This is a genomic window from Epilithonimonas sp., assembly GCF_036780765.1.
GTDB lineage: Bacteria > Bacteroidota > Bacteroidia > Flavobacteriales > Weeksellaceae > Epilithonimonas.
Map to the genome: position 1 here is coordinate 178,288 of NZ_DAIQCG010000003.1, position 20,461 is coordinate 198,748.

General features: G+C 34.1%; 22 protein-coding genes and 3 tRNA genes. 12 read left to right on the forward strand and 13 right to left on the reverse strand.

The features are described from left to right. Positions 1–34 precede the first annotated feature (34 nt). From glmS to V7P73_RS07345, 3 genes are read right to left on the reverse strand one after another with little or no spacing between them, the layout of a single operon-like run. Positions 35–1,888: a glutamine--fructose-6-phosphate transaminase (isomerizing) gene (gene glmS / locus V7P73_RS07335; protein WP_333852309.1), complete on the reverse strand. Its 1,854-nt coding sequence runs from the start codon at positions 1,886–1,888 to the stop codon at positions 35–37. Between the two features lie 11 nt (positions 1,889–1,899). After that, positions 1,900–3,492, reverse strand: coding sequence for a DUF4270 family protein (locus V7P73_RS07340; protein ID WP_333852311.1), 1,593 nt, complete (start codon positions 3,490–3,492; stop codon positions 1,900–1,902). 20 nt (positions 3,493–3,512) lie between these two features. Further along, the gene (locus V7P73_RS07345) at positions 3,513–4,283 is read right to left on the reverse strand and encodes a glycogen/starch synthase (RefSeq protein WP_333852313.1); all 771 of its coding nucleotides are present in this window, start codon (positions 4,281–4,283) and stop codon (positions 3,513–3,515) included. Between the two features lie 297 nt (positions 4,284–4,580). Here V7P73_RS07345 and panC point away from each other — a divergent pair, with 297 nt between their 5' ends. Continuing rightward, positions 4,581–5,426, forward strand: coding sequence for a pantoate--beta-alanine ligase (gene panC, locus V7P73_RS07350; RefSeq protein WP_333852315.1), 846 nt, complete (start codon positions 4,581–4,583; stop codon positions 5,424–5,426). 94 nt (positions 5,427–5,520) lie between these two features. Here panC and V7P73_RS07355 read toward each other — a convergent pair. The 3 genes from V7P73_RS07355 to V7P73_RS07365 form a co-directional block, all read right to left on the reverse strand. Continuing rightward, positions 5,521–5,593: transfer RNA gene (locus tag V7P73_RS07355), tRNA-Lys, on the reverse strand. A gap of 50 nt (positions 5,594–5,643) precedes the next feature. Beyond that, a tRNA-Leu gene (locus tag V7P73_RS07360) sits at positions 5,644–5,726 on the reverse strand. 36 nt (positions 5,727–5,762) lie between these two features. Continuing rightward, a tRNA-Lys gene (locus V7P73_RS07365) sits at positions 5,763–5,835 on the reverse strand. Positions 5,836–5,944: 109 nt separating this feature from the next. Here V7P73_RS07365 and V7P73_RS07370 point away from each other — a divergent pair. Next, positions 5,945–6,460, forward strand: a complete 516-nt coding sequence (locus tag V7P73_RS07370) for a shikimate kinase (RefSeq protein ID WP_333852317.1) — start codon at positions 5,945–5,947, stop codon at positions 6,458–6,460. Here the strand turns inward: V7P73_RS07370 and V7P73_RS07375 are convergent. Then, on the reverse strand, positions 6,457–6,891 hold the full coding sequence (locus V7P73_RS07375; protein WP_333852319.1) for an RNA-binding S4 domain-containing protein: 435 nt from the start codon (positions 6,889–6,891) through the stop codon (positions 6,457–6,459). The genes V7P73_RS07370 and V7P73_RS07375 overlap by 4 nt on opposite strands. 57 nt (positions 6,892–6,948) lie before the next feature. Between V7P73_RS07375 and V7P73_RS07380 the strand changes: the two genes are divergently transcribed. Then, on the forward strand, positions 6,949–7,695 hold the full coding sequence (locus V7P73_RS07380) for a hypothetical protein (RefSeq protein WP_333852320.1): 747 nt from the start codon (positions 6,949–6,951) through the stop codon (positions 7,693–7,695). A 76-nt stretch (positions 7,696–7,771) separates the two neighbouring features. Here the strand turns inward: V7P73_RS07380 and mtaB are convergent, their stop codons facing one another. The 4 genes from mtaB to V7P73_RS07400 all read right to left on the reverse strand — a co-directional run bounded on the left by mtaB (position 7,772) and on the right by V7P73_RS07400 (position 10,280). Continuing rightward, the gene (gene mtaB, locus V7P73_RS07385) at positions 7,772–9,130 is read right to left on the reverse strand and encodes a tRNA (N(6)-L-threonylcarbamoyladenosine(37)-C(2))-methylthiotransferase MtaB (RefSeq protein ID WP_333852322.1); all 1,359 of its coding nucleotides are present in this window, start codon (positions 9,128–9,130) and stop codon (positions 7,772–7,774) included. Between the two features lie 143 nt (positions 9,131–9,273). Beyond that, positions 9,274–9,423, reverse strand: a complete 150-nt coding sequence (locus V7P73_RS07390; RefSeq protein ID WP_333852324.1) for a DUF6496 domain-containing protein — start codon at positions 9,421–9,423, stop codon at positions 9,274–9,276. 2 nt (positions 9,424–9,425) lie between these two features. Then, entirely contained in the window at positions 9,426–9,902 is a 477-nt protein-coding gene (locus tag V7P73_RS07395) for a hypothetical protein (RefSeq protein ID WP_333852326.1), read from the reverse strand. 54 nt (positions 9,903–9,956) lie between these two features. Then, positions 9,957–10,280 carry a hypothetical protein gene (locus tag V7P73_RS07400; protein ID WP_333852328.1) on the reverse strand — a complete coding sequence of 108 codons (324 nt, stop codon included), beginning with the start codon at positions 10,278–10,280 and terminating at the stop codon, positions 9,957–9,959. 378 nt (positions 10,281–10,658) lie between these two features. Between V7P73_RS07400 and V7P73_RS07405 the strand changes: the two genes are divergently transcribed. Both V7P73_RS07405 and V7P73_RS07410 read left to right on the forward strand, forming a co-directional pair. Beyond that, positions 10,659–12,173 (forward strand): trypsin-like peptidase domain-containing protein, encoded by a 1,515-nt coding sequence (locus V7P73_RS07405; RefSeq protein WP_333852330.1) that lies wholly within the window; start codon positions 10,659–10,661, stop codon positions 12,171–12,173. Positions 12,174–12,266: 93 nt separating this feature from the next. After that, on the forward strand, positions 12,267–13,478 hold the full coding sequence (locus V7P73_RS07410; protein WP_333852332.1) for an MFS transporter: 1,212 nt from the start codon (positions 12,267–12,269) through the stop codon (positions 13,476–13,478). 64 nt (positions 13,479–13,542) lie between these two features. On the opposite strand, the gene V7P73_RS07415 is transcribed toward V7P73_RS07410, so the two are convergent. Then, positions 13,543–14,115 carry a YceI family protein gene (locus V7P73_RS07415; RefSeq protein WP_312083235.1) on the reverse strand — a complete coding sequence of 191 codons (573 nt, stop codon included), beginning with the start codon at positions 14,113–14,115 and terminating at the stop codon, positions 13,543–13,545. Between the two features lie 128 nt (positions 14,116–14,243). Between V7P73_RS07415 and V7P73_RS07420 the strand changes: the two genes are divergently transcribed. The 3 genes from V7P73_RS07420 to V7P73_RS07430 are packed head-to-tail and all read left to right on the forward strand — an operon-like array spanning position 14,244 to position 16,798. Beyond that, entirely contained in the window at positions 14,244–15,821 is a 1,578-nt protein-coding gene (locus tag V7P73_RS07420; RefSeq protein WP_333852337.1) for a sodium:solute symporter, read from the forward strand. 15 nt (positions 15,822–15,836) lie between these two features. Next, positions 15,837–16,373 carry a hypothetical protein gene (locus V7P73_RS07425; RefSeq protein ID WP_333852339.1) on the forward strand — a complete coding sequence of 179 codons (537 nt, stop codon included), beginning with the start codon at positions 15,837–15,839 and terminating at the stop codon, positions 16,371–16,373. 11 nt (positions 16,374–16,384) lie between these two features. Then, positions 16,385–16,798 (forward strand): DUF6157 family protein, encoded by a 414-nt coding sequence (locus tag V7P73_RS07430; protein ID WP_333852341.1) that lies wholly within the window; start codon positions 16,385–16,387, stop codon positions 16,796–16,798. Between the two features lie 5 nt (positions 16,799–16,803). On the opposite strand, the gene V7P73_RS07435 is transcribed toward V7P73_RS07430, so the two are convergent. After that, entirely contained in the window at positions 16,804–17,658 is an 855-nt protein-coding gene (locus V7P73_RS07435) for an AraC family transcriptional regulator (protein WP_333852343.1), read from the reverse strand. A gap of 117 nt (positions 17,659–17,775) precedes the next feature. On the opposite strand from V7P73_RS07435, the gene V7P73_RS07440 reads away from it, so the two are divergent. Genes V7P73_RS07440 through V7P73_RS07455 form a run of 4 tightly spaced genes read left to right on the forward strand, consistent with a single transcriptional unit; the run spans position 17,776 to position 20,453 of the window. Further along, positions 17,776–18,759, forward strand: a complete 984-nt coding sequence (locus V7P73_RS07440) for an aldo/keto reductase (RefSeq protein ID WP_333852345.1) — start codon at positions 17,776–17,778, stop codon at positions 18,757–18,759. After that, the gene (locus tag V7P73_RS07445) at positions 18,759–19,052 is read left to right on the forward strand and encodes a DUF3861 domain-containing protein (RefSeq protein ID WP_333852346.1); all 294 of its coding nucleotides are present in this window, start codon (positions 18,759–18,761) and stop codon (positions 19,050–19,052) included. The genes V7P73_RS07440 and V7P73_RS07445 overlap by 1 nt, the downstream gene beginning before the upstream one ends. A gap of 2 nt (positions 19,053–19,054) precedes the next feature. Then, positions 19,055–19,441 carry a DoxX family membrane protein gene (locus tag V7P73_RS07450; RefSeq protein WP_333852347.1) on the forward strand — a complete coding sequence of 129 codons (387 nt, stop codon included), beginning with the start codon at positions 19,055–19,057 and terminating at the stop codon, positions 19,439–19,441. A gap of 16 nt (positions 19,442–19,457) precedes the next feature. Continuing rightward, positions 19,458–20,453, forward strand: a complete 996-nt coding sequence (locus V7P73_RS07455) for an alpha/beta fold hydrolase (protein WP_333852349.1) — start codon at positions 19,458–19,460, stop codon at positions 20,451–20,453. The last annotated feature ends 8 nt before the right edge of the window (positions 20,454–20,461 follow it).

Sequence of the window (20,461 nt, forward strand, 5' to 3'; positions counted from 1 at the left end):
TAATTTGTTAAAGAATATTTCACAAACCACAAAATTATTCTACAGTAACTGATTTTGCAAGATTTCTCGGCTGGTCTACATTAGCTCCTCTAGCCACAGCAATATAATATGACAATAACTGTAAAGGTATAGATGCCAAGATTGGAGAGAAACATTCTGATGTCTCAGGAATCTCTATAATATAATCTGCCATTGCAGAAACTTGAGTATCACCTTTATTAACAATGGCAATCACCTTTCCTTTTCTCGCTTTGATTTCTTGTACATTGCTGACAATCTTATCATAATGTCCAACTTTTGGAGCAATAATAACGATTGGCATGTTTTCATCAATTAAAGCAATCGGTCCGTGCTTCATTTCTGCAGCAGGATAACCTTCTGCATGGATATAAGAAATCTCTTTTAGTTTTAGAGCTCCTTCCAATGCTGCAGGGAAATTATAACCTCTTCCCAAATATAAGAAGTTAGTAGCATCAACAAATTTGGATGCAATAGCTTTTACATTTTCATCCACTGAATTAAGAACATCTTCTACTTTCTTAGGAATTGCGTCCAATTCAGTAATCAATCTCATAAAATCTGCTTTTCCAAGATTTCCGTTGTGATTACCTAACTTGATTGCAATTAATGATAAAATTGTTAATTGTGCTGTGAAAGCTTTTGTAGAAGCTACACCAATTTCTGGTCCAGCATGCGTATAAGCACCAGCATCTGTATAACGAGCGATAGAAGAATCTACCACATTACAAATTCCGAAAACGAAAGCTCCTTTTTCTTTAGCTAATTTGATTGCGGCCATTGTATCAGCAGTTTCACCAGATTGAGAAATTGCTATTACAACATCTTTAGAGCTGATAATTGGATTTCTGTATCTGAATTCTGAAGCATATTCTACTTCCACAGGAACTCTTGCAAATTCTTCAATTAGATACTCACCAATTAATCCTGCATGCCAAGAAGTACCACAAGCAATAATGATAATTCTTTCAGCATTAGTTAATCTCTCTAAATGATCCCAGATACCAGCCATTTTAATAATTCCTTCGTCAACCAAAAGACGACCTCTCATTGTATCCTGAATGGATTTTGGCTGTTCGAAGATTTCTTTTAACATAAAATGATCATACCCACCTTTTTCTATTTGCTCAAGATTCAATCTTAATTCCTGAATTGCTGGTTCGATTTTAGCATTTTCTTTAATTGTTCTGATATCGATTCCAGATTCTAAAGAGATTGTTGCCATGTGACCTTCTTCCAAATAAACTGCTTCTTTTGTAAATTCAACAAATGGAGAAGCATCAGAAGCTACAAAATATTCGTTTTCTCCAATACCAACTGCTAAAGGGGAACCTAATCTCGCCACTACTAATTGTCCTGGAAAATCTTCGTGTATCACAGAAACAGCATAAGCACCATACACTTCGTTCAAAGCATATCTAACGGCTTCTGGAAAATCCAAAGTAGGCTCTTTATCCATAAAATACTGGATAAGGTTCACCAAAACTTCTGTATCTGTTTCAGATTTGAACTCGTAATCTTTATTGACAAGCATTGTTTTAATTGTATCATAATTTTCAATAATACCATTATGAACAATTGCTATTTTACCATTATTAGAAAGGTGTGGATGTGAATTGCTATCACTAGGAACGCCGTGTGTAGCCCATCTTGTGTGACCCATTCCCAATTTGGCAGTCTCTTTCAAACCTTTGGAAATAGCAACAAGATCATCTACCTTTCCTTTGGTTTTTTTCACTTCCAAATCTCCGTTTTGAGATTCTAAAATAATCCCAGCACTATCATAACCACGATATTCAAGACGACGCAATCCATTGATAACTATCTCATATGCATCTCTAAAACCTGTATATCCTACGATTCCACACATAGTTTATGTATTTATTTTTTTGTGTAAATTATTCTAAGTTGAGCTACCTTGGAAGTATTTGATATTCCTTGTCCAATATTATTAGTATCTGTCCCTTTAAGAACAATTCGGAATGGGTTGTAAGCTCTATCGTTATAATTTTGTCCTAGCAAAAGACCAGTAGAACTATCCATTAAATAGCTTCCAATATTGACAATAAAATCTTTTCCTTTAGTAACATCATAAGTCTCATCTTCAATAATTTTTTTCAAAGATGCAGTAATTCCTATATCATATGATGCATTTTCCGTAGAAAGATTAGCCGTTTTTATTAAAGAATATCCAGCGCTAGATAACTCTGTCATATCTGGTAAAAATCCAGTTTCATTATTTTGTCGAACGATTAAACTACTTGGTTTTCTGTAAGAGTTTTTCCAAGTTTCGTCATCATTATATAAACGAAGTTTTGCAGAAACAATTCCTACTTTATCTTCTTTATATAATTTTTTAAGTGCTATAATGGTTGTAGCTGGGATTTTCAAACCAATACTACTCCCACCCATTCCCTGCATATATAATTTTGAGGCATAATTATCCGGTAAAATCTCTTTTGTTTTCAGATCATTTACATTAACAGCTTTTGCCATTGCTGCCGTATAATTTGCAGATCTGTTGCTGAAAACTATATTACTAAAATGCGTATTAGAAGATCCTAAGTTTAAAGTAGCTTCTGCTTTTGTTCTGGTAACTGTTCCATCTGTCGCGGTTACATCATTCTTGTAATAAATTACAATTCCGGCATCGTTAGGTGCCATAGAAAAAAGATAGGCATTTGGTTCATCAACAGAAATACTGATTCCTTTAAAATATCTGATAAAAGAAGCGGCATCTTTTAAAACCTGATTACCTTGTTTAGCAATAATTTTATTTTGGAAAAATGCACTATCCAGTTTCATTCTCATAGAAACACTTCTGTTCAACAATTCTGAAGCATCTGAATCTTTAGTAATTACCACTGAATTTACTGTTCCATCAAAAGACTTAGATCCAATCTGTGAACCTATCGCAAAAATTTTATTAGAAGATAATGAATCTGAAGCTCCGCCCATAAAGTCGGTGACTTCATTCACTTTTATATTAACAACTAATTTATCATTTCCATTTTTGGTTCTACCGTATTTGCTTACAGGATATGTCGTAACGACTTTTTTAGCAGCAACTGAACCATCTGGATAAATATAATCTTCGGTTGTATTTGTGGTAACAGAATCTGTTGCATATCTCGGCTTCAAAGTAAGAACTACAGAGTCGATAACAGGATTTTTTCCAAAATCAGGATCATAAGTATCCAATCTTAACTGAGTAAGATATGATACTTTCTGACTTCCGAAAACATCTTCTTGAAAATTACCGATTCTAACACTATCCAATTTTGAAGCGTCGGCTCGGATTATATCATTATTATCAATATTATACGCGATAATACTATAAGCTTGATCAGCACCATCTGCTCCATCTACCAATTGAGAACCTAGATCATCTAATTCTCCTTCACAAGAATTTAATACAATTACTCCCATCAACAAGAACGGAAGCAATTTCATTAATGTTTTTATTTTTATCATTATTTTATGAACAATAGTAATTAATAAACCTGAGCTATAGAATCTGCATTCAGATAGTCTGATTTTTCAGCATCTGATTTTCCATAAGCCTCTTCAAGTTTTTCTTCCAGAAATTCATTTCCTTTTACGATGACATCTACATAATCCATACTTGCATTCACAAAGTTTAGGAAGCTTGGTTTATCTAACGATTGTAAGCCAGAAATATTATCGAATTCCAAAATTTCTTTGGTATTTTCATTCAACGGAATATCATCCTCATTATATACAGAAAGAACAATTTTGGTATCCTTGAAATAAGTATCGTCTTTGTAATAAGTCTTCAAATAAATCGGGATTAAAGCTGACATCCAACCATTAAGATGGATAACATCTGGAACCCAATTCAGTTTTTTGATAGTTTCTATAACACCTCTTGCAAAGAAAACTGCTCTCTCGTTGTTGTCTTCGAAAGGCGCACCTTCGTCATCAAAATAATATTGTTTTCTTTTGAAGTACTCTTCATTATCAATGAAATAAACCTGCAAACGCTCGCCAGGTAAAGAAGCAACTTTAATAATCAATGGTTGATCGAGATCATTAATAATGATGTTCATCCCAGAAAGTCTGATTACCTCGTGTAATTGGAATTTTCTCTCACTGATCTGTCCGAATCTAGGCATAAAAACCCTTACATCGTTACCTCCGCCGTGCATTTTCAGCGCCATTTTGTGTACCAAGCTCCCGATATTCGTCTCCTCTTGGTAGGGAAACATTTCCGTAGTAACGTATAAAATCTTTTGATTAGGCATAAAATTTACTTTAACCGAAGTACAAAAACTTCATTTTGCAAAATTACAAAAAATTAAATCAAAACTTTTATTTTCCTTAATATTAATACTTAACATTAAAACACACTAGATATCAATTAGTTAATTATCATTAAATGTTAATTTCCAAATGAAAGAATGAGTTAACTAAACATTACATGTCTCTTAATTACAATTTTCAACATTTTGAATGTTTTTAAATTTGGATGAAACTATATCGATTCTAATAAAATCAATCTAAAAAAAAGTTACCTTTGAATTATAAATATCAATATAATAATGCAGGTTTTTTACGACTACAATTCATTTTCTAATTATATTAACACTCAAAAAGAACAAGGCAAATCGATAGGTTTTGCGCCTACAATGGGTGCTTTGCATGCGGGACATATTTCACTTTACCATGAAGCGAGAAAAGAGAATGACACGGTCGTATCTTCTATTTTTGTTAATCCTACTCAGTTTAATAATCCTGAAGATCTTGAAAAATATCCCCGAACAATTGAAGATGACATAAAGAAGTTAGAAAATTCGGAGCTTGTAGATGCAGTTTACATCCCGAGAGTTGAAGATGTTTACCCAAACGGAATGATGAGGAAAAGTTACAATTTTGGAGGAATCGAAAATGAAATGGAAGGATCTGCCAGACCAGGACATTTTGATGGTGTTGGAACAGTTGTAGAAGAATTATTCCGACAAGTACAACCAGATAATGCTTATTTTGGAGAAAAAGATTTTCAGCAATTGAAAATTATCGAAAAACTGGTTGAAGTTTTGGATTTGAAAATCAAAATCCATGGTGTAAAAATTCATAGAGAAGATAACGGATTAGCTATGAGCTCCCGTAACATGAGACTTTCTGAAAATGAAAAAGAAACATCTTCTCTTATATATAAGACTTTGAAACAGGTTAATGACTGGATAAAAAAATTAAGCATTCCCGATATTAAAGAAAAGGTTGAAAATATCTTCAACCAAGGAAAAATGTGTTTGGAATATTTTATGATTGCGGACGAAGAAACTTTGAAAGAGGTAGATTCTTTATCAGAAAACAAAAACTACAGAGCTTTTATTGTTGTTAATGTTGGCGGCGTAAGATTAATCGATAACCTTCATTTAAACTAAAGAGATTAAGGCAAAAAAAGAAGCTTCTTTTACAAGAAGCTTCTACACCAAATCACAAAATATTAATATGAAAAAAATTTACTTGCGTAAATTGTGACCTGGCTGGGATTCGAACCCAGGACCCATACATTAAAAGTGTATTGCTCTACCAGCTGAGCTACCAGGTCGGCCACTTTAATTAATAATAGAATTATTAATTAAAATTAAATTTTTGCAGTGCCTGCGACTGGACTCGAACCAGCACATCCTTAGGAAACCACCCCCTCAAGATGGCGTGTCTACCAATTTCACCACGCAGGCAAAAAAAAACCGTATCGCTACGGATTTATTTGCTAGTGACCTGGCTGGGATTCGAACCCAGGACCCATACATTAAAAGTGTATTGCTCTACCAGCTGAGCTACCAGGTCGGCCACTTCTTAAACTTAGCAACATATGTTGTTCCGTTTAGAGTGGTGCAAAGATAGGGCTTTTTTTAAAATCTCAAAATTTTTTTCGAACTTTGTTTAAAATAAAATTATGATTATTTCTCTATTGGGGTATATGGGTAGTGGTAAATCTCACATTTCCAAAAACTTGAGTCAAAAAATAAATTTTACATTAATTGACCTTGATCAAAAGATTTCTGAAGAACATCAACAGACAATCCCAGAAATCTTCCAAAACAAGGGTGAAATCTTCTTTCGAAAAGAGGAAAAAAGAATTTTAGAAAAAATTTTAAACTCAGAAGACAATATTATTTTAAGTCTTGGCGGTGGAACTCCTGTCTATTATAATAATATGGAAATCATCAATGAGAAATCTAAAAGTATATTTTTGAGAGGCTCTGTAAAAACTTTGACAGAACGCATTCTTTTACAAAAACACACCAGACCTTTGATTGCCAAATTAGAAGACTCTGAGGTTCCCGAGTTTATTGCCAAACATCTTTTTGAAAGAAACCCTTTTTACTCAAAAGCTCACTTCACAATAGATACAGATTCTAAAGAACCTTCTAATATTTCCGATGAGATTATATCACTTTTAAAAATTTAATCTTCATCATCTGTATTTTCTTTGAAAAAAACATCCCAATCATCATTATCCATATCTTCTGAAGAATCGCCGGCAGAATAATCATCCATATCTCTTCGGTCTTTTTTGGTAGGTCGCCCGATGCCTTTTTGTCTGTAGTAATCTTGTGAAGATTTTCTCAAGGCTAATATTTCATATTGATCTTTCTCTGTCATATCAACAACATAGACAGAGACTAATTTGGCTCCTACTCTACTTTTTGGGATATCTATAACCTTGATTTTATAATCGATTTGATTTTTTCTGATTTTAATAACATCGCCATTTTTTACTTCCTTGGAAGATTTCACAGCATTTTCACCTATGCTAACCCTATTTTTTTTGATTTCGTCTGCAGCAAGCGTTCTGGTTTTATAAAATCTCACACTCCATAAAAATTTATCTATTCTCATAATTTTTTATACTTTTGTCACGTTAAAATTAATTGCAATTTAACATTAAATAAAAAAATGAAGAAAATACTTTTAGGAATTGCTCTTTCTCTTGTTGTGCTACAGGGCTGTAAGAAGGATAACAATGATGAGGAAGAGGTTGTAATTGTACCTATAGAAGATCAAAATGCCTATGACGATGCAGCCGCAATAAAGTTCATGGAATCTAATTACTTCAATGACAAAGGCGTTATCACTGCATTTGATGATACCGTGACTACTGACGATAACTATCCAAAATTATCTTCCTATCCTCACGAGACATTACCATCAGGAGTTATTTATATAAAAAGAGAGGATGCTTTCCAACCCAATCCAGGTAAAGAAATTGCAACATCTGATGTAATCAGCATAATGCAAGTAACAAAAACTTACGTTGCGACTAAAACTGACGATAAAATTGCTTATTCAAGCGAATCAACTTTTATCAACAATCTTACTACTTCTGGTGTTCCTAGCGTAGATCCCGCTTATTACTACGTAAAGCAATCTGTTTTGGACAAATATAACGAAGCCAATAGCAGTGCAACTGTTGGAAGAAGTTTTTATGAATTGGAGGGATTACAGGAAGGTCTGAAATATTTCAAATCTTTTGATAATTTAGATTCTGCAACAGACTACAATATGCAAGGTGTAATTATTGTTCCATCAAGAGCTGCATACGCAAGAGACAACACCATCTACGGAACCTTATATGCCAACAGAAGTTTTGTTTTTAACTTCCAGCTTTATAACACAAGAACTAGATTACCAAAAGAGGACTAATTTAGTATTCTTTTAGAATAAATAAAAACCGCAAAATTGGATTTGCGGTTTTTTTATTTTTGATATTTGTATGTGTTTAAATCTTTGCCAGAAAATCTTCAAATTGCATTTCTTTGATAGAAACATTGCCTTCTTCTGTAATTTTATCTAAGACAATCATTTCGATTTGATTGATTGATTTTTCATCAAATGGTTTAGCTACCCTCACGTAGTTTTCCGTGAAACCGTACATCATTCCGTTTTTGTTTTCATGTTCCCAAAGAACAGTAAGTTTATTGCCTAGCTGTGTTCTGTAGAATTCCATTTTCTTTTTCTCGGAAAGGATTCTCAGCATTTTGTTACGTCTTTTTCTTTCTGGGATGGGAACAGCACCTTGCATATCGGCAGCTTCCGTATTTTCTCTTTCAGAATAGGTGAAAACGTGAAGATAACTGATTGGCAAATTATTTAAGAAATTATAAGTTTCCATAAATAATTCTTCTGTTTCTCCAGGAAATCCAACAATCACATCCACGCCAATCGCTGCATCCGGCATTACTTCACGGATTTTATTAACTCGATTATTATATAATTTGGTTAAATAACGGCGTTTCATTTTCTTCAACAATTCATCACTACCAGACTGAAGCGGAATATGAAAATGTGGTACAAAGCTTCTGCTTTTGGCAACCAAATCGATACTTTCGTCCTTCAAAAGATTGGGTTCGATGGAAGAAATTCGGATTCTTTCAATACCTTCAACTTTATCCAATTCAGAAATCAAATCGAGAAAAGTATGTTCGTGCTTTTTATTCCCGAATTCTCCTTTTCCATAATCTCCAATATTAACGCCCGTAAGAACAATTTCCTTAATATCTCTTGCGGCAATTTCTTTTGCATTCGCAACAACATTATCAATGGTATCAGAACGAGAAATTCCTCTGGCTAAAGGGATTGTGCAATAAGTACATTTGTAATCGCAACCATCCTGAACTTTCAAAAAAGCTCTGGTTCTATCGCCAATAGAATAAGAACCAACGAAAAAATCAGCTTCATCAATTTCACAAGAATGAATCTCTGCATAACTTTCAGACTTTTCCAAATCCTCCAGATAACTTAGAATATTGAATTTTTCTTTAGCTCCTAAAACCAAATCTACACCGGTAATAGAAGAAATTTCTTCCGGTTTCAACTGTGCATAACAACCAATTATTGCCACCAAACCTTCCGGATTAGCTTTCGCAGCGCGCTTGACGTGAAGTTTACATTCCTTATCTGCATTTTCTGTAACAGAACAAGTGTTGATAATATAAACATTCGCAGGTTCATCAAAATTAACTTTTTGATAACCAGCATCCGTCAATTGCCTTGCAATAGTAGAGGTTTCTGCAAAGTTCAGTTTGCAGCCAAGTGTATGAAAAGCAACGGTTTTGGGTTGTGAAATTACATTTGACATAAGTCTGCAAAGTTATTAATAAAATCCAAATCATTCCAAATGAAGGATTTTTCTAAAACTTAACTTATAAACATCAAAAAATCCGACCATAGCCGGATTATAATTTATTTAGATTTTTTCAGTTTTGGGACTTTCAATCCTGCTTATTTTGCTTCGGAGATTCCGATGGCGATGGCTTGTTTTCTGTCTTTGACTTTATCGCCAGAGCTGGATTTTAGCTTTCCATCTTTGAACTCGTGCATTACTTCGCCAATCTTTTCCTGCGCTTTATCTGAATATTTTTTAGTTGTCATAATTATTCTGTTTTTGGGACTTCAACAGCTAATTCATAAACTTTGGTATGCATCAGATATTTGGAACGTTCACGCGAAGTTACTTCCTGAAATTCATCTTTAAAAAGAACAATTACAGCATCTTCCTCAATCTGCCAGTCTGCATCAGAAAAATATTTCTCATCTGGACTTTTCTCGTTCAATTCATTTTTTCGTTCTTTCAAACGTTCTGCAACTTCCTGAAAACCTTCGTCGGAAGAATGTAGAATTCTATAATCTGGTCCAGCAAATGCTTTATAACATTTACTTTCAGCCAAAAGATTCTGAGAAGAATCTTCTATTGGATTATCATTTCCATCCAAAAATCCAACTTCAACCAATCGACCACTTCTCTCTTCAGCAAATTTCTGAGCTTCTACAACAGATTTAAACCCCGTATAAAGATTACTGTTGTCAAAACCATATTTGGTAAGTCTTTCTACTATATTCTCAGATTCCATAATTTATTTTTTTTGGTTAATTATTATTTAAAATACTTTTTGAAACTTAGAAAATCAATGATGTCTTACCCCTTTTTGATGATAATTGATGTTTCTAGGAACAGTTTGATGACTTCTCGAAAAATAATCATTACCATAATTAGAATCTAAAGATTGATCAGCTTCCGACAGGAATTCGGGCGTTTCAAAATGTAACTGTTTTCCGTTTTGGAAAATTTCTCCGTGCGCATTTCTATACAATTGATTTTCTTTATAAGAATTGCCGTCTGGTGCTTTAAAAATTTTCTTTTTAGTCTTTTTGGATTTCAGTAACTGAGTTGCCAAAACCAAACTTCCGCCTGCGATAATTCCTAAAGCTATTTTTACATTGTTATTCATATTCTTTCATTTTCGGTATAGAAAACAAAAGTTTTGCCAAAGAGTTTTATTCAAATTTTAAGAAATGGTTCCGAAAGAAATTAAATTGGAAATGATGACAAACAGAATATGACAAAAAGTCACTACGAAGTTTTATAGGAAGTTCAATCCAATAAAAAAATTCAAATCAAACTGATTATCAACATAATAAAACAAACACTTTTTAATAATTATCAATAATTTAATCCATCTTATTATCTTAATCAAATCAATGATTTTATTAATAATTTTTTAAATATGGTTAAACTTCGTTAAAAGTGTAACACTAAGTTTTTAGTTCATACTAATTTAGCATTAAATTTGTCTAACAAAAATCTCAAATAAGAAATGAATATTAAAATGAAGAATACATTAAAAAAACTAATGCCATTTGCATTGACAGGAGTTATCTCTGGAGCAACAGTGTTCGGAGCTAGTCAATATTTCAGCCACGAAAATAATACAGAAGATTTTGAGTATTTTACGAAAGCATCTAAGAATTCTGCTTTTGTAGGAATGGGATCTGCAGTTGGAGATGATTTTGTAAAAGCTTCCAAAACGACTGTTCCAGCAGTTGTTACCATTAAAAATTATCAGGACAGATCTGCACAAAGGATGCCTGATCAGGATATGTTTGATTTTTTCTTCGGAAATCCTTTTGGCGGCGGTCAGCAAAGACAACAGCAACAGACTCCTAAAAACATGCCCTCTGGCTTAGGTTCCGGTGTTATTATTTCACCAGACGGTTACATCATCTCCAATAATCACGTAGTAGCTGGTGCCAACAAGCTGGAAGTAGTTCTTAGTAACAAAAAATCATATATAGCAACCCTAGTTGGAACAGACCCAAATACAGATATTTCACTTCTGAAAATTGAGGAAAAAGGTTTGCCTTATCTCAATTTTGCCAATTCTGATATGGTAGAAGTTGGACAATGGGTGTTGGCGGTAGGAAATCCTCTTGGATTAAATTCTACAGTAACAGCCGGAATTGTTTCTGCAAAAGGAAGAAGCATTGATATTCTCAGCCAACAATCCAGAACACCAATTGAAAGTTTCATCCAAACAGATGCGGCCATTAATCCTGGAAACAGTGGTGGTGCTTTGGTGAATGTGAATGGAGATTTGATTGGAATCAACACTGCAATTCAGTCCAAAACAGGATATTATGAAGGTTATGGATTTGCTGTTCCATCCAATTTAGCTAGAAAAATTGTTGAAGATATCAAGAAATTTGGATTGGTACAGAGAGGTTTTCTTGGTGTAGGAAGTCTTGATTTGTCCAACGATATGCAAGTTGCAGCGTACAACCAAAAAGAAAAGAAAAATCTGAAAGCTGGTGACGGAATATACGTTACAGAAATCACCAAAAAAAGTGGTGCTGAGGATGCTGGAATCCAAGTTGGTGATATTATTACAAAAATTGACAATACAGATATTTCCGGATTCTCCGACCTTTCATTAGCAATTGGAAGTAGAAGACCTGGCGATAAAGTGAATGTAACTTACTCCCGAAATGGTAAACCAAATACTGTAACTGTTACCCTAAAAGATCAAAAAGGTGGAACTTCTTCTAGAAGCAGAGAGGATTTGACTGTGACTGAGAAAATTGGATCCGAGTTCGAACCTTTGAGTGACAGAGTAAAAACAGATTATGGCCTGGAAAGTGGCGTACTTGCAAAAAATGTAGCAGAAGGTGGAGAAATGGACAAAATAGGTGTGGTTGATAATTTTATTGTGATGGAAATCAACGGAAAACCGGTTAATTCACAAAAAGACGTAGAAAAAATATTGAACGGATACAAAGGAAATGTTCAGGTAAAATATGTGGATAGTTACGGAAGAATTACTACAAGAGGTTTCAAAATGCCTTAGTTAATAACACAATAAATTTTTAAAACCAATCTGATCAAGATTGGTTTTTTTTCTTTTAACCCAACAAAAAAGATATTTTTGCATTTATACAAAATGAAACTTTTCAATTCTTATATCAACACTTTCAAAGGACTTTCCAGAGAAGCCTGGATGTTGTCTATCGTGATGCTCATCAACCGTTCTGGTTCGATGGTTTTGCCGTTTTTAGGTGTTTATATGACAGACTATTTGAAGTTTTCCTTGGAAAATACAGGGATTGTGTTGAGTTTTTACGGAATCGGTTCCGTGTTAGGTTCTTGGTTGGGAGGATTTTTGACTGATAAATTCGGGGAATATTATATCCAAAGTTGGAGTTTGTTTCTAAGTGCGCCGATATTTATCATTATGCCATTTTTTTCAAGTGTGGAAATGATGGCTTTATTAATTTTTCTACAAAGTACCATCAGTGATACTTTTCGTCCCGCGAACTCGGTGGCGATTACAAAATATGCAAGACCTGAGAATCTGACTAAAGCTTTTTCTCTCAACAGAATGGCGGTTAATCTAGGCTTTTCAATTGGTCCTGCTTTGGGCGGAATCTTGTCGGGAATTTCTTATAATTTCCTTTTCATTGTTAATGCAATCGGGGCTGTGACTGCAGGAATTATCTACGTTATATTTTTCCGAAGACGCAATAAAATCTTCCGAGAGAAAAAGAAATTAGAACCTACAAAACCCATTGAAAAGACAGTTACCAAATCACCTTACAAAGATTATCCATTTTTGCTTTACAGTTTTCTGTGTGCGGTTTTTGCTGTTTGTTTCTTCCAGTTTTTCAATACAATCCCGTTGTTTTATAAGGATGTTGCGAAGCTGGATCAAAGCACCATCGGTTTTATTTTAGGTTATAGCGGCTTCATTATCGTTTTATTGGAGATGCCTTTGGTAAGTCTTGCAGAACGGGTTTTGAAGATTCCGCAAATCTTATCTATTGGGATTATAATGTCCGGTGTTTCTTATCTGCTGCTACTTTTTGGAAGTAACATCCCGTTGCTTTTGTTATCGATGTCTATATTATCTATTGCGGAGATTTGGGTTCTACCGTTTATGTCAACCATTACGGCTTTGCGTGCTGAAAGAGGAAACAAAGGTGCTTATATGGGACTTAACGGAATTTCATTTTCGTTTTCATTTATTTTCACACCGTTTTTGGGGACTTATGTTGTGAGCCACTTTGGGTTTGATAGTCTTTGGATAGGTTCGTTTGCTATTTTATCGGTTACAGCTTTTTTAATTTTTTGGATCACTAAAAAAATGATAAAATAACAAAAAGCTTTCTCCATAATGGGGAAAGCTTTTTGCTATTTTGGAATATGGACTATAAATTTAATTATTTGCTTTTAACAAACTCTACATATACAGCAACATCCACATCTTTTGCAACACCTGCGCCTGTTGGATCATAACTGATATTATAATCTAATCTGTTAACTTTGAAAGTAGTCTGGAAACCTAATTTCTCATTTCCTTGCTGATCTTTGTTCTTACCACCATAAACAGCAGTTACAGTAACTGGTTTTGTAACATTTTTGATTGTTAACTTACCTGTCAACTGATAAGTATTTCCTTTTAATTTTTTGATAGAAGTACTTTCAAATTTCATTGCAGGAAATTTTTCTGCATCAAAAAAATCAGCAGATTTCAAGTGATTATCACGCATCTCAACACCCGTGTTAACAGAAGTTGTATTAACAGTAAAATCAAATTTTGCATTGCTAAGATCATCAGCAGTCGTTACAACTTTTCCTTCAAACTTATCAAAACGCCCTTGTACAAAGCTAATTCCCATGTGTTTGATGTTAAAATTGAAAGAAGAATGCATTGGATCAACATTCCAAGTAGTTTGCGAAAATCCTAAAATACTGATTGTTGCAAATAAAAACGATAAGAATAACTTTTTCATAATGAATTGTTTTTTTTATTTATTAATACCACAAAGTTAGATGCTTAAAAGGTTTTAATTAATTGATGTAGGTTAATAAAAGCTTTATTCATAAAAAAAACTATTTTTGTTCAACTCAAATTTGAACAATGAATCCGGGAACTGTTTTACTATTATTCGTTTTTGCCTATTTTATCGGGCTTTTGGTCATCTCTTATTTTACAAGCCGTAACTCGGACAACCAGTCTTTTTTCATCGGAAACAAGAAAAGTAAATGGTGGCTGGTGGCATTTGGGATGATTGGGACATCACTTTCCGGCGTGACTTTTATTTCGGTTCCGGGAACAGTGGGAAAACTGCTGGGTGGCGAAAATCCGTTTGGCGGTTTCGAATATTATATGATGGTGATTGGGTTTTTCATCGGTTACTTCATCGTTGCGGGGATTCTGCTCCCACTCTATTACCGGATGAATCTGACCTCTATTTACACTTATTTGGGAAAACGTTTCAATGTAGAGGCGCATAAAATCGGTTCTGTGTTTTTCATTATTTCGAGAGCGATTGGAGCGACGGCGAGGTTATATCTGGTGGTAAATATTCTTCAGATTTTCTTGCTTGAAAGTCTTGGCGTTCCGTTTTGGGTAACGGCTTTTGTGTTGCTTTTGATGATTCTGCTTTATACGTTTGAAGGCGGTGTGAAAACGATTGTGATTACAGATACTTTGCAGACTTCGTTTATGATTATCAGCTTGATTGCCTGCATTGTTTATATTTTATCAAATCTTAATCTGTCTTTTGGAGAAGCTTTCACGATTCTGGAGCAGAAGCAATTCACGCATTTTATCAATACGGATGTGAATTCTAAAACATTTTTCCTGAAAACGATTCTGGGCGGGATGTTCATTACGATTGCAATGACCGGTCTTGACCAAGAAATGATGCAGAAAAATATCTCTGTTGACAACCTGAAAAACTCGAAAAAGAATATGCTGACGTTTGCGGGAACTTTGCTTTTCGTGAATCTGGCGTTCTTATTTTTAGGAGGTTTGCTTTACCTTTTTGCGATGCAACACGGCGCAGATTACGGACAAATCTCGACTATGGTTGACGGAAAAGAAGTGATTACGAATACTTTTGGCTTCAAGGATTCTGCTGGTCAAATCAAAAATATAATAGGTGACGACCTGTTCCCAGCTCTATCGCTGCAAGGACATTTCCCGATGGCGCTTTCTGTGATTTTCATCATCGGTTTGATTTCGGCTTTGTTTCCTTCTGCTGATGGTGCTTTGACGGCGGTTACGAGTTCTTACTGTGTGGATCTTTTAAATCTGAACGAAGACCAACAAAAAACCGAGAAACAAAAGAAACATCTGAGAATGAAAGTTCATTTGACTTTCACAGTGATTTTCTTTGCGTTGATAATGGTTTTCAAAGCCATCAATGATAAATCGATTGTTTATCTGATAATGGAAATCGCAGGTTATACTTATGGTCCGTTGTTGGGATTATTTGCTTTCGGAATCTTGACGAAATATCAAATCACAAAGAAATATTCCATTTTAGCCGTGACGATTTTAGCACCGATTGCGACTTATCTGATTAATTATCTAGTAACGAATAACACGGATTACAGAATTGGTGTGGAACTGATTATCCTGAATGGATTTTTGACTTTTGTTGGGTTGTGGTTGGTTAGGTCTAATGTTAAAGAGAAAGTTTTAGCATAATTTTAAACGTCAAAAATGCGTCAAATAAAAAATCTAGACATAAAAGAAAGTATTGAGAAAAAAAAACTAATTTATAAAGAAAGTTGGCTAGATATTTTTGATAAAATAACTATATACATTTTCTTTCTTTGGGGAGCTATTTTACCTTTTTTAGTTTTTTTTGACCCTGATCGAGATTTCTCAAAAACAGGATTTGAATATTATCTTTTATTTCTTGGAACAATATTTTGTTTATATGTAATTTACCGGAAAGCAACTGAAAAGAAATTAATTAAATTAAAAAGCAATTATACTCAGGAAAAAAACAGAAAAGTCATCACTGAATATTTTGAGCAGAACAGTTATGAAAGATATAGAAATGCTTTAAACATTTTAATTTACAACGAAGAAAATGATTTTTACTTCAATCCTAATTATCAAACTTCGAGGATAATATTACTTGACAACAGTGATGTTTATATTACAGTAATCAAAGAAAATTTCAAGTTGAATGTTCCCGTTTTATATAAACATATATCACTAAGAGAAGATTTAAAGAAACTCCTGACTTAAAAATCACTTCAATGAAAACCCACACAACCAATTACACCAACACATTGATAGAAATCGCGGAAGATTCTCCTGTTTCTGCATCGGTAATTCCGGTTGCGAAAAATGATAAAAAAACTATTGCCAATTACCAATACGAGAAACTTTCCAAACATCCTCTGAAATATACTTCCGACGAGCTGCTCTTCGAAATTTTTGCGGAACGAAATGATATCTCATCCTCAGAATTGGAAGAAGAAAAACAAAACTATTTTTCCAAAGGGCAAGCTTGTTTGCGGACTTCGCCTTTAGCTAAGAAAAGTGGATTTGGGATTTTTCATAATCAGGATTCGAAAGTTAAATTGATTCCTGTGGAGTCGGAAGAATATCAGCAGTTGTTGAAAGATGATTCTGTGAAAAAAGTTAAGGCAATGAAATCCAAAAGATAATGGAATTAATTCATTGAAATTCCAATCTTACTCTTTACTTTATAAGATCCCAGCGTTTTGCTTTTCTTATTTTTGAAATAATGCGAAAGATGACTTTCATCCGTAAATCCAAACTCATAAGCAATCTGCTTGATGGTGTTCTGACCAGATTCTACTCGTTTTTCAATTAAAGCCAATCTGTAATTATTGATGTAATTGCGATAAGACATCTCGAAATTCCGTTTAAAATAAGCACTGAAATAAGTCGGTGAAATATTGAAATGCAACGCAATCGTTTTGATTCTAATCATTTCCGGACGATAAATATTCTGATGAATATATGAAATCAAATCTTCCTGACTCGGAACGCCATTATCAATTCTGACATTCAGTTTAGCAGAAGCCTCGCGAATCAATCCAAATAATGACAAGACTTGGAAAAACATAATCGGAGAAGTCGTCACATCGCAGATTTTATCATAATCCACAATATTTTCTACCGTTTTTCTGAGAATCGTTTTGCAAGGTTCATCAAAACAGAGTTTTATCTCTTTCAACATTGAGTTTCGCATAATATCAATCGGAGAAGCTGTCATCAAAGTGTCCGGCGCAAGATGTTTGTTGCTCTCGAAAAAACTGTCATTGAATTTGATAAAAGCAAATTTCGTTTGTTTTTTGATATCGAAATAATGCTCATCTTCGGGAGAAATCAGATACAAATCTCCAGCTTTGTAAGGCATTACCAAATGATTGAGATGATGATTACCACAACCTTTGAAGATATAAACCAATTCGTAATAAGTATGACTGTGTCGAGGCAAAGGATATTCTTCCACATCAAAAGAATCGATTTCCAACGGATTAAATTGCTTTCTCTTCATATCACAAATTTACAATAATCTATCAAAATATTACATCCTATTTCACAACTCAAAAAACGAAATTTGTAAAGCTTGATAAAGGCAATTTTAAATTCAATCATAAAATCAATCAACAAAATGGAATATAGAAAATTAGGCAGCAGCGATTTAGAAGTTTCAGCAATCACTTTCGGAGCTTGGGCTGCCGGTGGCTGGATGTGGGGAAGCACAGACAGAAACGAAGCTATCGAAGCGATAAAAGCATCTTATGACGTTGGCGTAACTTCTATTGATACAGCTCCAATCTACGGACAAGGAACAAGTGAAGAAATCGTTGGTGAAGCAATTAAAGGAATTTCCCGTGATAAAGTTCAGATTTTGACCAAATTTGGGATGCGTTGGGATTTGGCAAAAGGCGATTTTGCGATGCACAGCCAAAATAACGACGGACAAGATATCGATGTTTACAAATATGCCGGAAAAGACAGCATCATCAACGAATGCGAACAAAGTTTGAAACGTCTGGGAACGGATTACATCGATTTGTATCAAATCCACTGGCCAGATTCTACAACGCCGATTGATGAAACTTTCGAAGCCGTTTCAAAATTAATTGAACAAGGAAAAGTTCGTTTTGCCGGTGTTTGCAATTACAATGCGAAGCAAATGGCAGAAGCTGCAAAAACGTTGAATTTGGTTTCCAATCAAATTCCGTTTAGTATGGTGAATCGTGGGATTGAGGAAGAAACTGTTCCTTATTGCATCGAAAATAACAAATCTATTTTGGCTTACAGTCCTTTGGAAAGAGGCTTGCTAACAGGAAAGATTACTTCTGATTACAAATTCCAAGAGGGTGACCACAGAGCAAAACTCCCACATTTTCAGCCTGAGTTTATTGAAAAAACGAATGCACTTTTAGATAAAATCAAACCAATTGCGGAAAAACACAACGCCACTTTGGGACAATTGGTTTTGCGTTGGACAATAGAAAGAACAGGAATTACAATTGCCTTAGTCGGCGCGCGAAATGCAGAACAAGCCGTTCAAAATGCAAAAGCGATTGAAATCAGTCTTTCAAAAGAAGAAATCGAAAGTATTAATGAATTAGTCAATGCTTTTTAATGATTGAAAAAAGAAATAATTCTTATCAATTAGATTTGAAAGAAATAAAACTGAAAGACGGTTCTGAAGGCACAAAAAATTTAAGTTTCGAGTTTGATAATCACGATGATTTGTTTAATATTTTTGAAGTGATAAAATCAAAGAAAATATTCGAAGATGACAATACAGCACAGGAATTTTCTTTAGGATTGAAGTTATTCACAGAAGTAATGTTGAAGAACAAACAACATCCTCTATTCGAAGAACTTAGACCAGCTATCTTGGAATTTATGAAGAAATTGAAAAGTCAGTAATTATGAAAGACTTCAAAACGACTTATTTCTTTTTGAGATTGCCAATCGCCATTTCCTTGTTAGGTCACGGATTGGTAAGACTTCCGAAGCTTGAAATGTTCAGCAATTGGATGGTAACATCAATGGAAAAATCTGCAATTCCAAGTTTTATGATTATACCTTTCAGTTATTTTCTGCCAATTGCAGAATTTCTGATTGGATTGTTATTATTAATTGGATTTAAAACTAAATACACGATTTATTCAGGATTAGTTTTAATGAGTATTTTAATATTGGGAAGTGCATCCATCGAGAATTGGAGTGCGATAGAAGCACAATTATTGCATTCAGTTTATTTGGGTGGATTGCTTTGGTTTTATGAAAAATATAAGCCTGTTTCTAATCATTAATTTCTAAAAATAAAATATGAAATTCTTAAAAATAATAACATTTTTAATTTTATCCATTAATTATTTATCGGCTCAGAATCGCCCAGTTTTGGATATTATGCTGACCAATTACCAATATCCTTACGCTGTTCATTTTCTTGATTTCAAAAGCCAGAATCAGGATTTGAAAATGACTTATATGGACATCAAACCAGAAAAGCAAAACGGAAAGACGGTTGTTCTGCTTCACGGAAAAAACTTCAATGGAGCTTATTGGAAAACGACGATTGAAGCTTTGATAAAAGAAGGCTATCGAGTGATTGTTCCTGACCAAATTGGATTTGGTAAATCATCAAAACCTACAGAATACCAATTCAGTTTTCAGCAATTGGCTCAGAATACGAAAGCGATTTTGGATGAGTTGAATTTGGATAAAATTTATCTTCTTGGACATTCGATGGGTGGGATGTTGGCGACAAGATTTACATTAATGTATCCGGAAACGGTTGAAAAATTAATCCTTGAAAACCCAATCGGACTGGAAGATTGGAAATTGGTTGCGCCTTACGGTTCTATCGACCAGAATTATCAAACAGAATTGAAAGCTGATTACGAATCAACCAAAAAATATCAAAACAATTTTTATTACGACAACAAATGGAAACCAGAATATGACGAATGGGTTTATCTTCTAACAGGTTGGACAAAGGCTTCGGATTATCCGAAAGTAGCTCTCGTCAATGCAAAAACTTCGGATATGATTTTCACACAGCCCGTTGTTTATGAATTCCAAAATCTGAATGTTCCAACCTTATTAATCATCGGAACAAGAGACAGAACTGCAATCGGAAAAGCTAATGTGAAAGACCCGAAAATAGCTGAAACGATGGGAAGATATGACTTATTGGGAAAAGCAACTCAACAAAAAATAAAAGGTTCGAAATTGGTAGAAATCGAGAATGTAGGACATCTTCCGCACATCGAAGTTTTTGACCAATTCATCAAACCTGTCAAAGAATTTTTAAAACTATAAATTATTAA

Coding starts and splice junctions, on each gene's coding strand:
- V7P73_RS07430 (WP_333852341.1), top strand. CDS start 16,385: ATGAAAACCCACACAACCAATTACACCAACACATTGATAGAAATCGCG.
- V7P73_RS07405 (WP_333852330.1), top strand. CDS start 10,659: ATGAAGAATACATTAAAAAAACTAATGCCATTTGCATTGACAGGAGTT.
- V7P73_RS07425 (WP_333852339.1), top strand. CDS start 15,837: ATGCGTCAAATAAAAAATCTAGACATAAAAGAAAGTATTGAGAAAAAA.
- glmS (WP_333852309.1), bottom strand. CDS start 1,888: ATGTGTGGAATCGTAGGATATACAGGTTTTAGAGATGCATATGAGATA.
- V7P73_RS07340 (WP_333852311.1), bottom strand. CDS start 3,492: ATGATAAAAATAAAAACATTAATGAAATTGCTTCCGTTCTTGTTGATG.
- V7P73_RS07420 (WP_333852337.1), top strand. CDS start 14,244: ATGAATCCGGGAACTGTTTTACTATTATTCGTTTTTGCCTATTTTATC.
- V7P73_RS07410 (WP_333852332.1), top strand. CDS start 12,267: ATGAAACTTTTCAATTCTTATATCAACACTTTCAAAGGACTTTCCAGA.
- V7P73_RS07435 (WP_333852343.1), bottom strand. CDS start 17,658: ATGAAGAGAAAGCAATTTAATCCGTTGGAAATCGATTCTTTTGATGTG.
- V7P73_RS07415 (WP_312083235.1), bottom strand. CDS start 14,115: ATGAAAAAGTTATTCTTATCGTTTTTATTTGCAACAATCAGTATTTTA.
- V7P73_RS07450 (WP_333852347.1), top strand. CDS start 19,055: ATGAAAGACTTCAAAACGACTTATTTCTTTTTGAGATTGCCAATCGCC.
- V7P73_RS07455 (WP_333852349.1), top strand. CDS start 19,458: ATGAAATTCTTAAAAATAATAACATTTTTAATTTTATCCATTAATTAT.
- V7P73_RS07375 (WP_333852319.1), bottom strand. CDS start 6,891: ATGAGAATAGATAAATTTTTATGGAGTGTGAGATTTTATAAAACCAGA.
- V7P73_RS07395 (WP_333852326.1), bottom strand. CDS start 9,902: ATGGAATCTGAGAATATAGTAGAAAGACTTACCAAATATGGTTTTGAC.
- V7P73_RS07440 (WP_333852345.1), top strand. CDS start 17,776: ATGGAATATAGAAAATTAGGCAGCAGCGATTTAGAAGTTTCAGCAATC.
- V7P73_RS07390 (WP_333852324.1), bottom strand. CDS start 9,423: ATGACAACTAAAAAATATTCAGATAAAGCGCAGGAAAAGATTGGCGAA.
- V7P73_RS07400 (WP_333852328.1), bottom strand. CDS start 10,280: ATGAATAACAATGTAAAAATAGCTTTAGGAATTATCGCAGGCGGAAGT.
- panC (WP_333852315.1), top strand. CDS start 4,581: ATGCAGGTTTTTTACGACTACAATTCATTTTCTAATTATATTAACACT.
- V7P73_RS07380 (WP_333852320.1), top strand. CDS start 6,949: ATGAAGAAAATACTTTTAGGAATTGCTCTTTCTCTTGTTGTGCTACAG.
- mtaB (WP_333852322.1), bottom strand. CDS start 9,130: ATGTCAAATGTAATTTCACAACCCAAAACCGTTGCTTTTCATACACTT.
- V7P73_RS07445 (WP_333852346.1), top strand. CDS start 18,759: ATGATTGAAAAAAGAAATAATTCTTATCAATTAGATTTGAAAGAAATA.
- V7P73_RS07370 (WP_333852317.1), top strand. CDS start 5,945: ATGATTATTTCTCTATTGGGGTATATGGGTAGTGGTAAATCTCACATT.
- V7P73_RS07345 (WP_333852313.1), bottom strand. CDS start 4,283: ATGCCTAATCAAAAGATTTTATACGTTACTACGGAAATGTTTCCCTAC.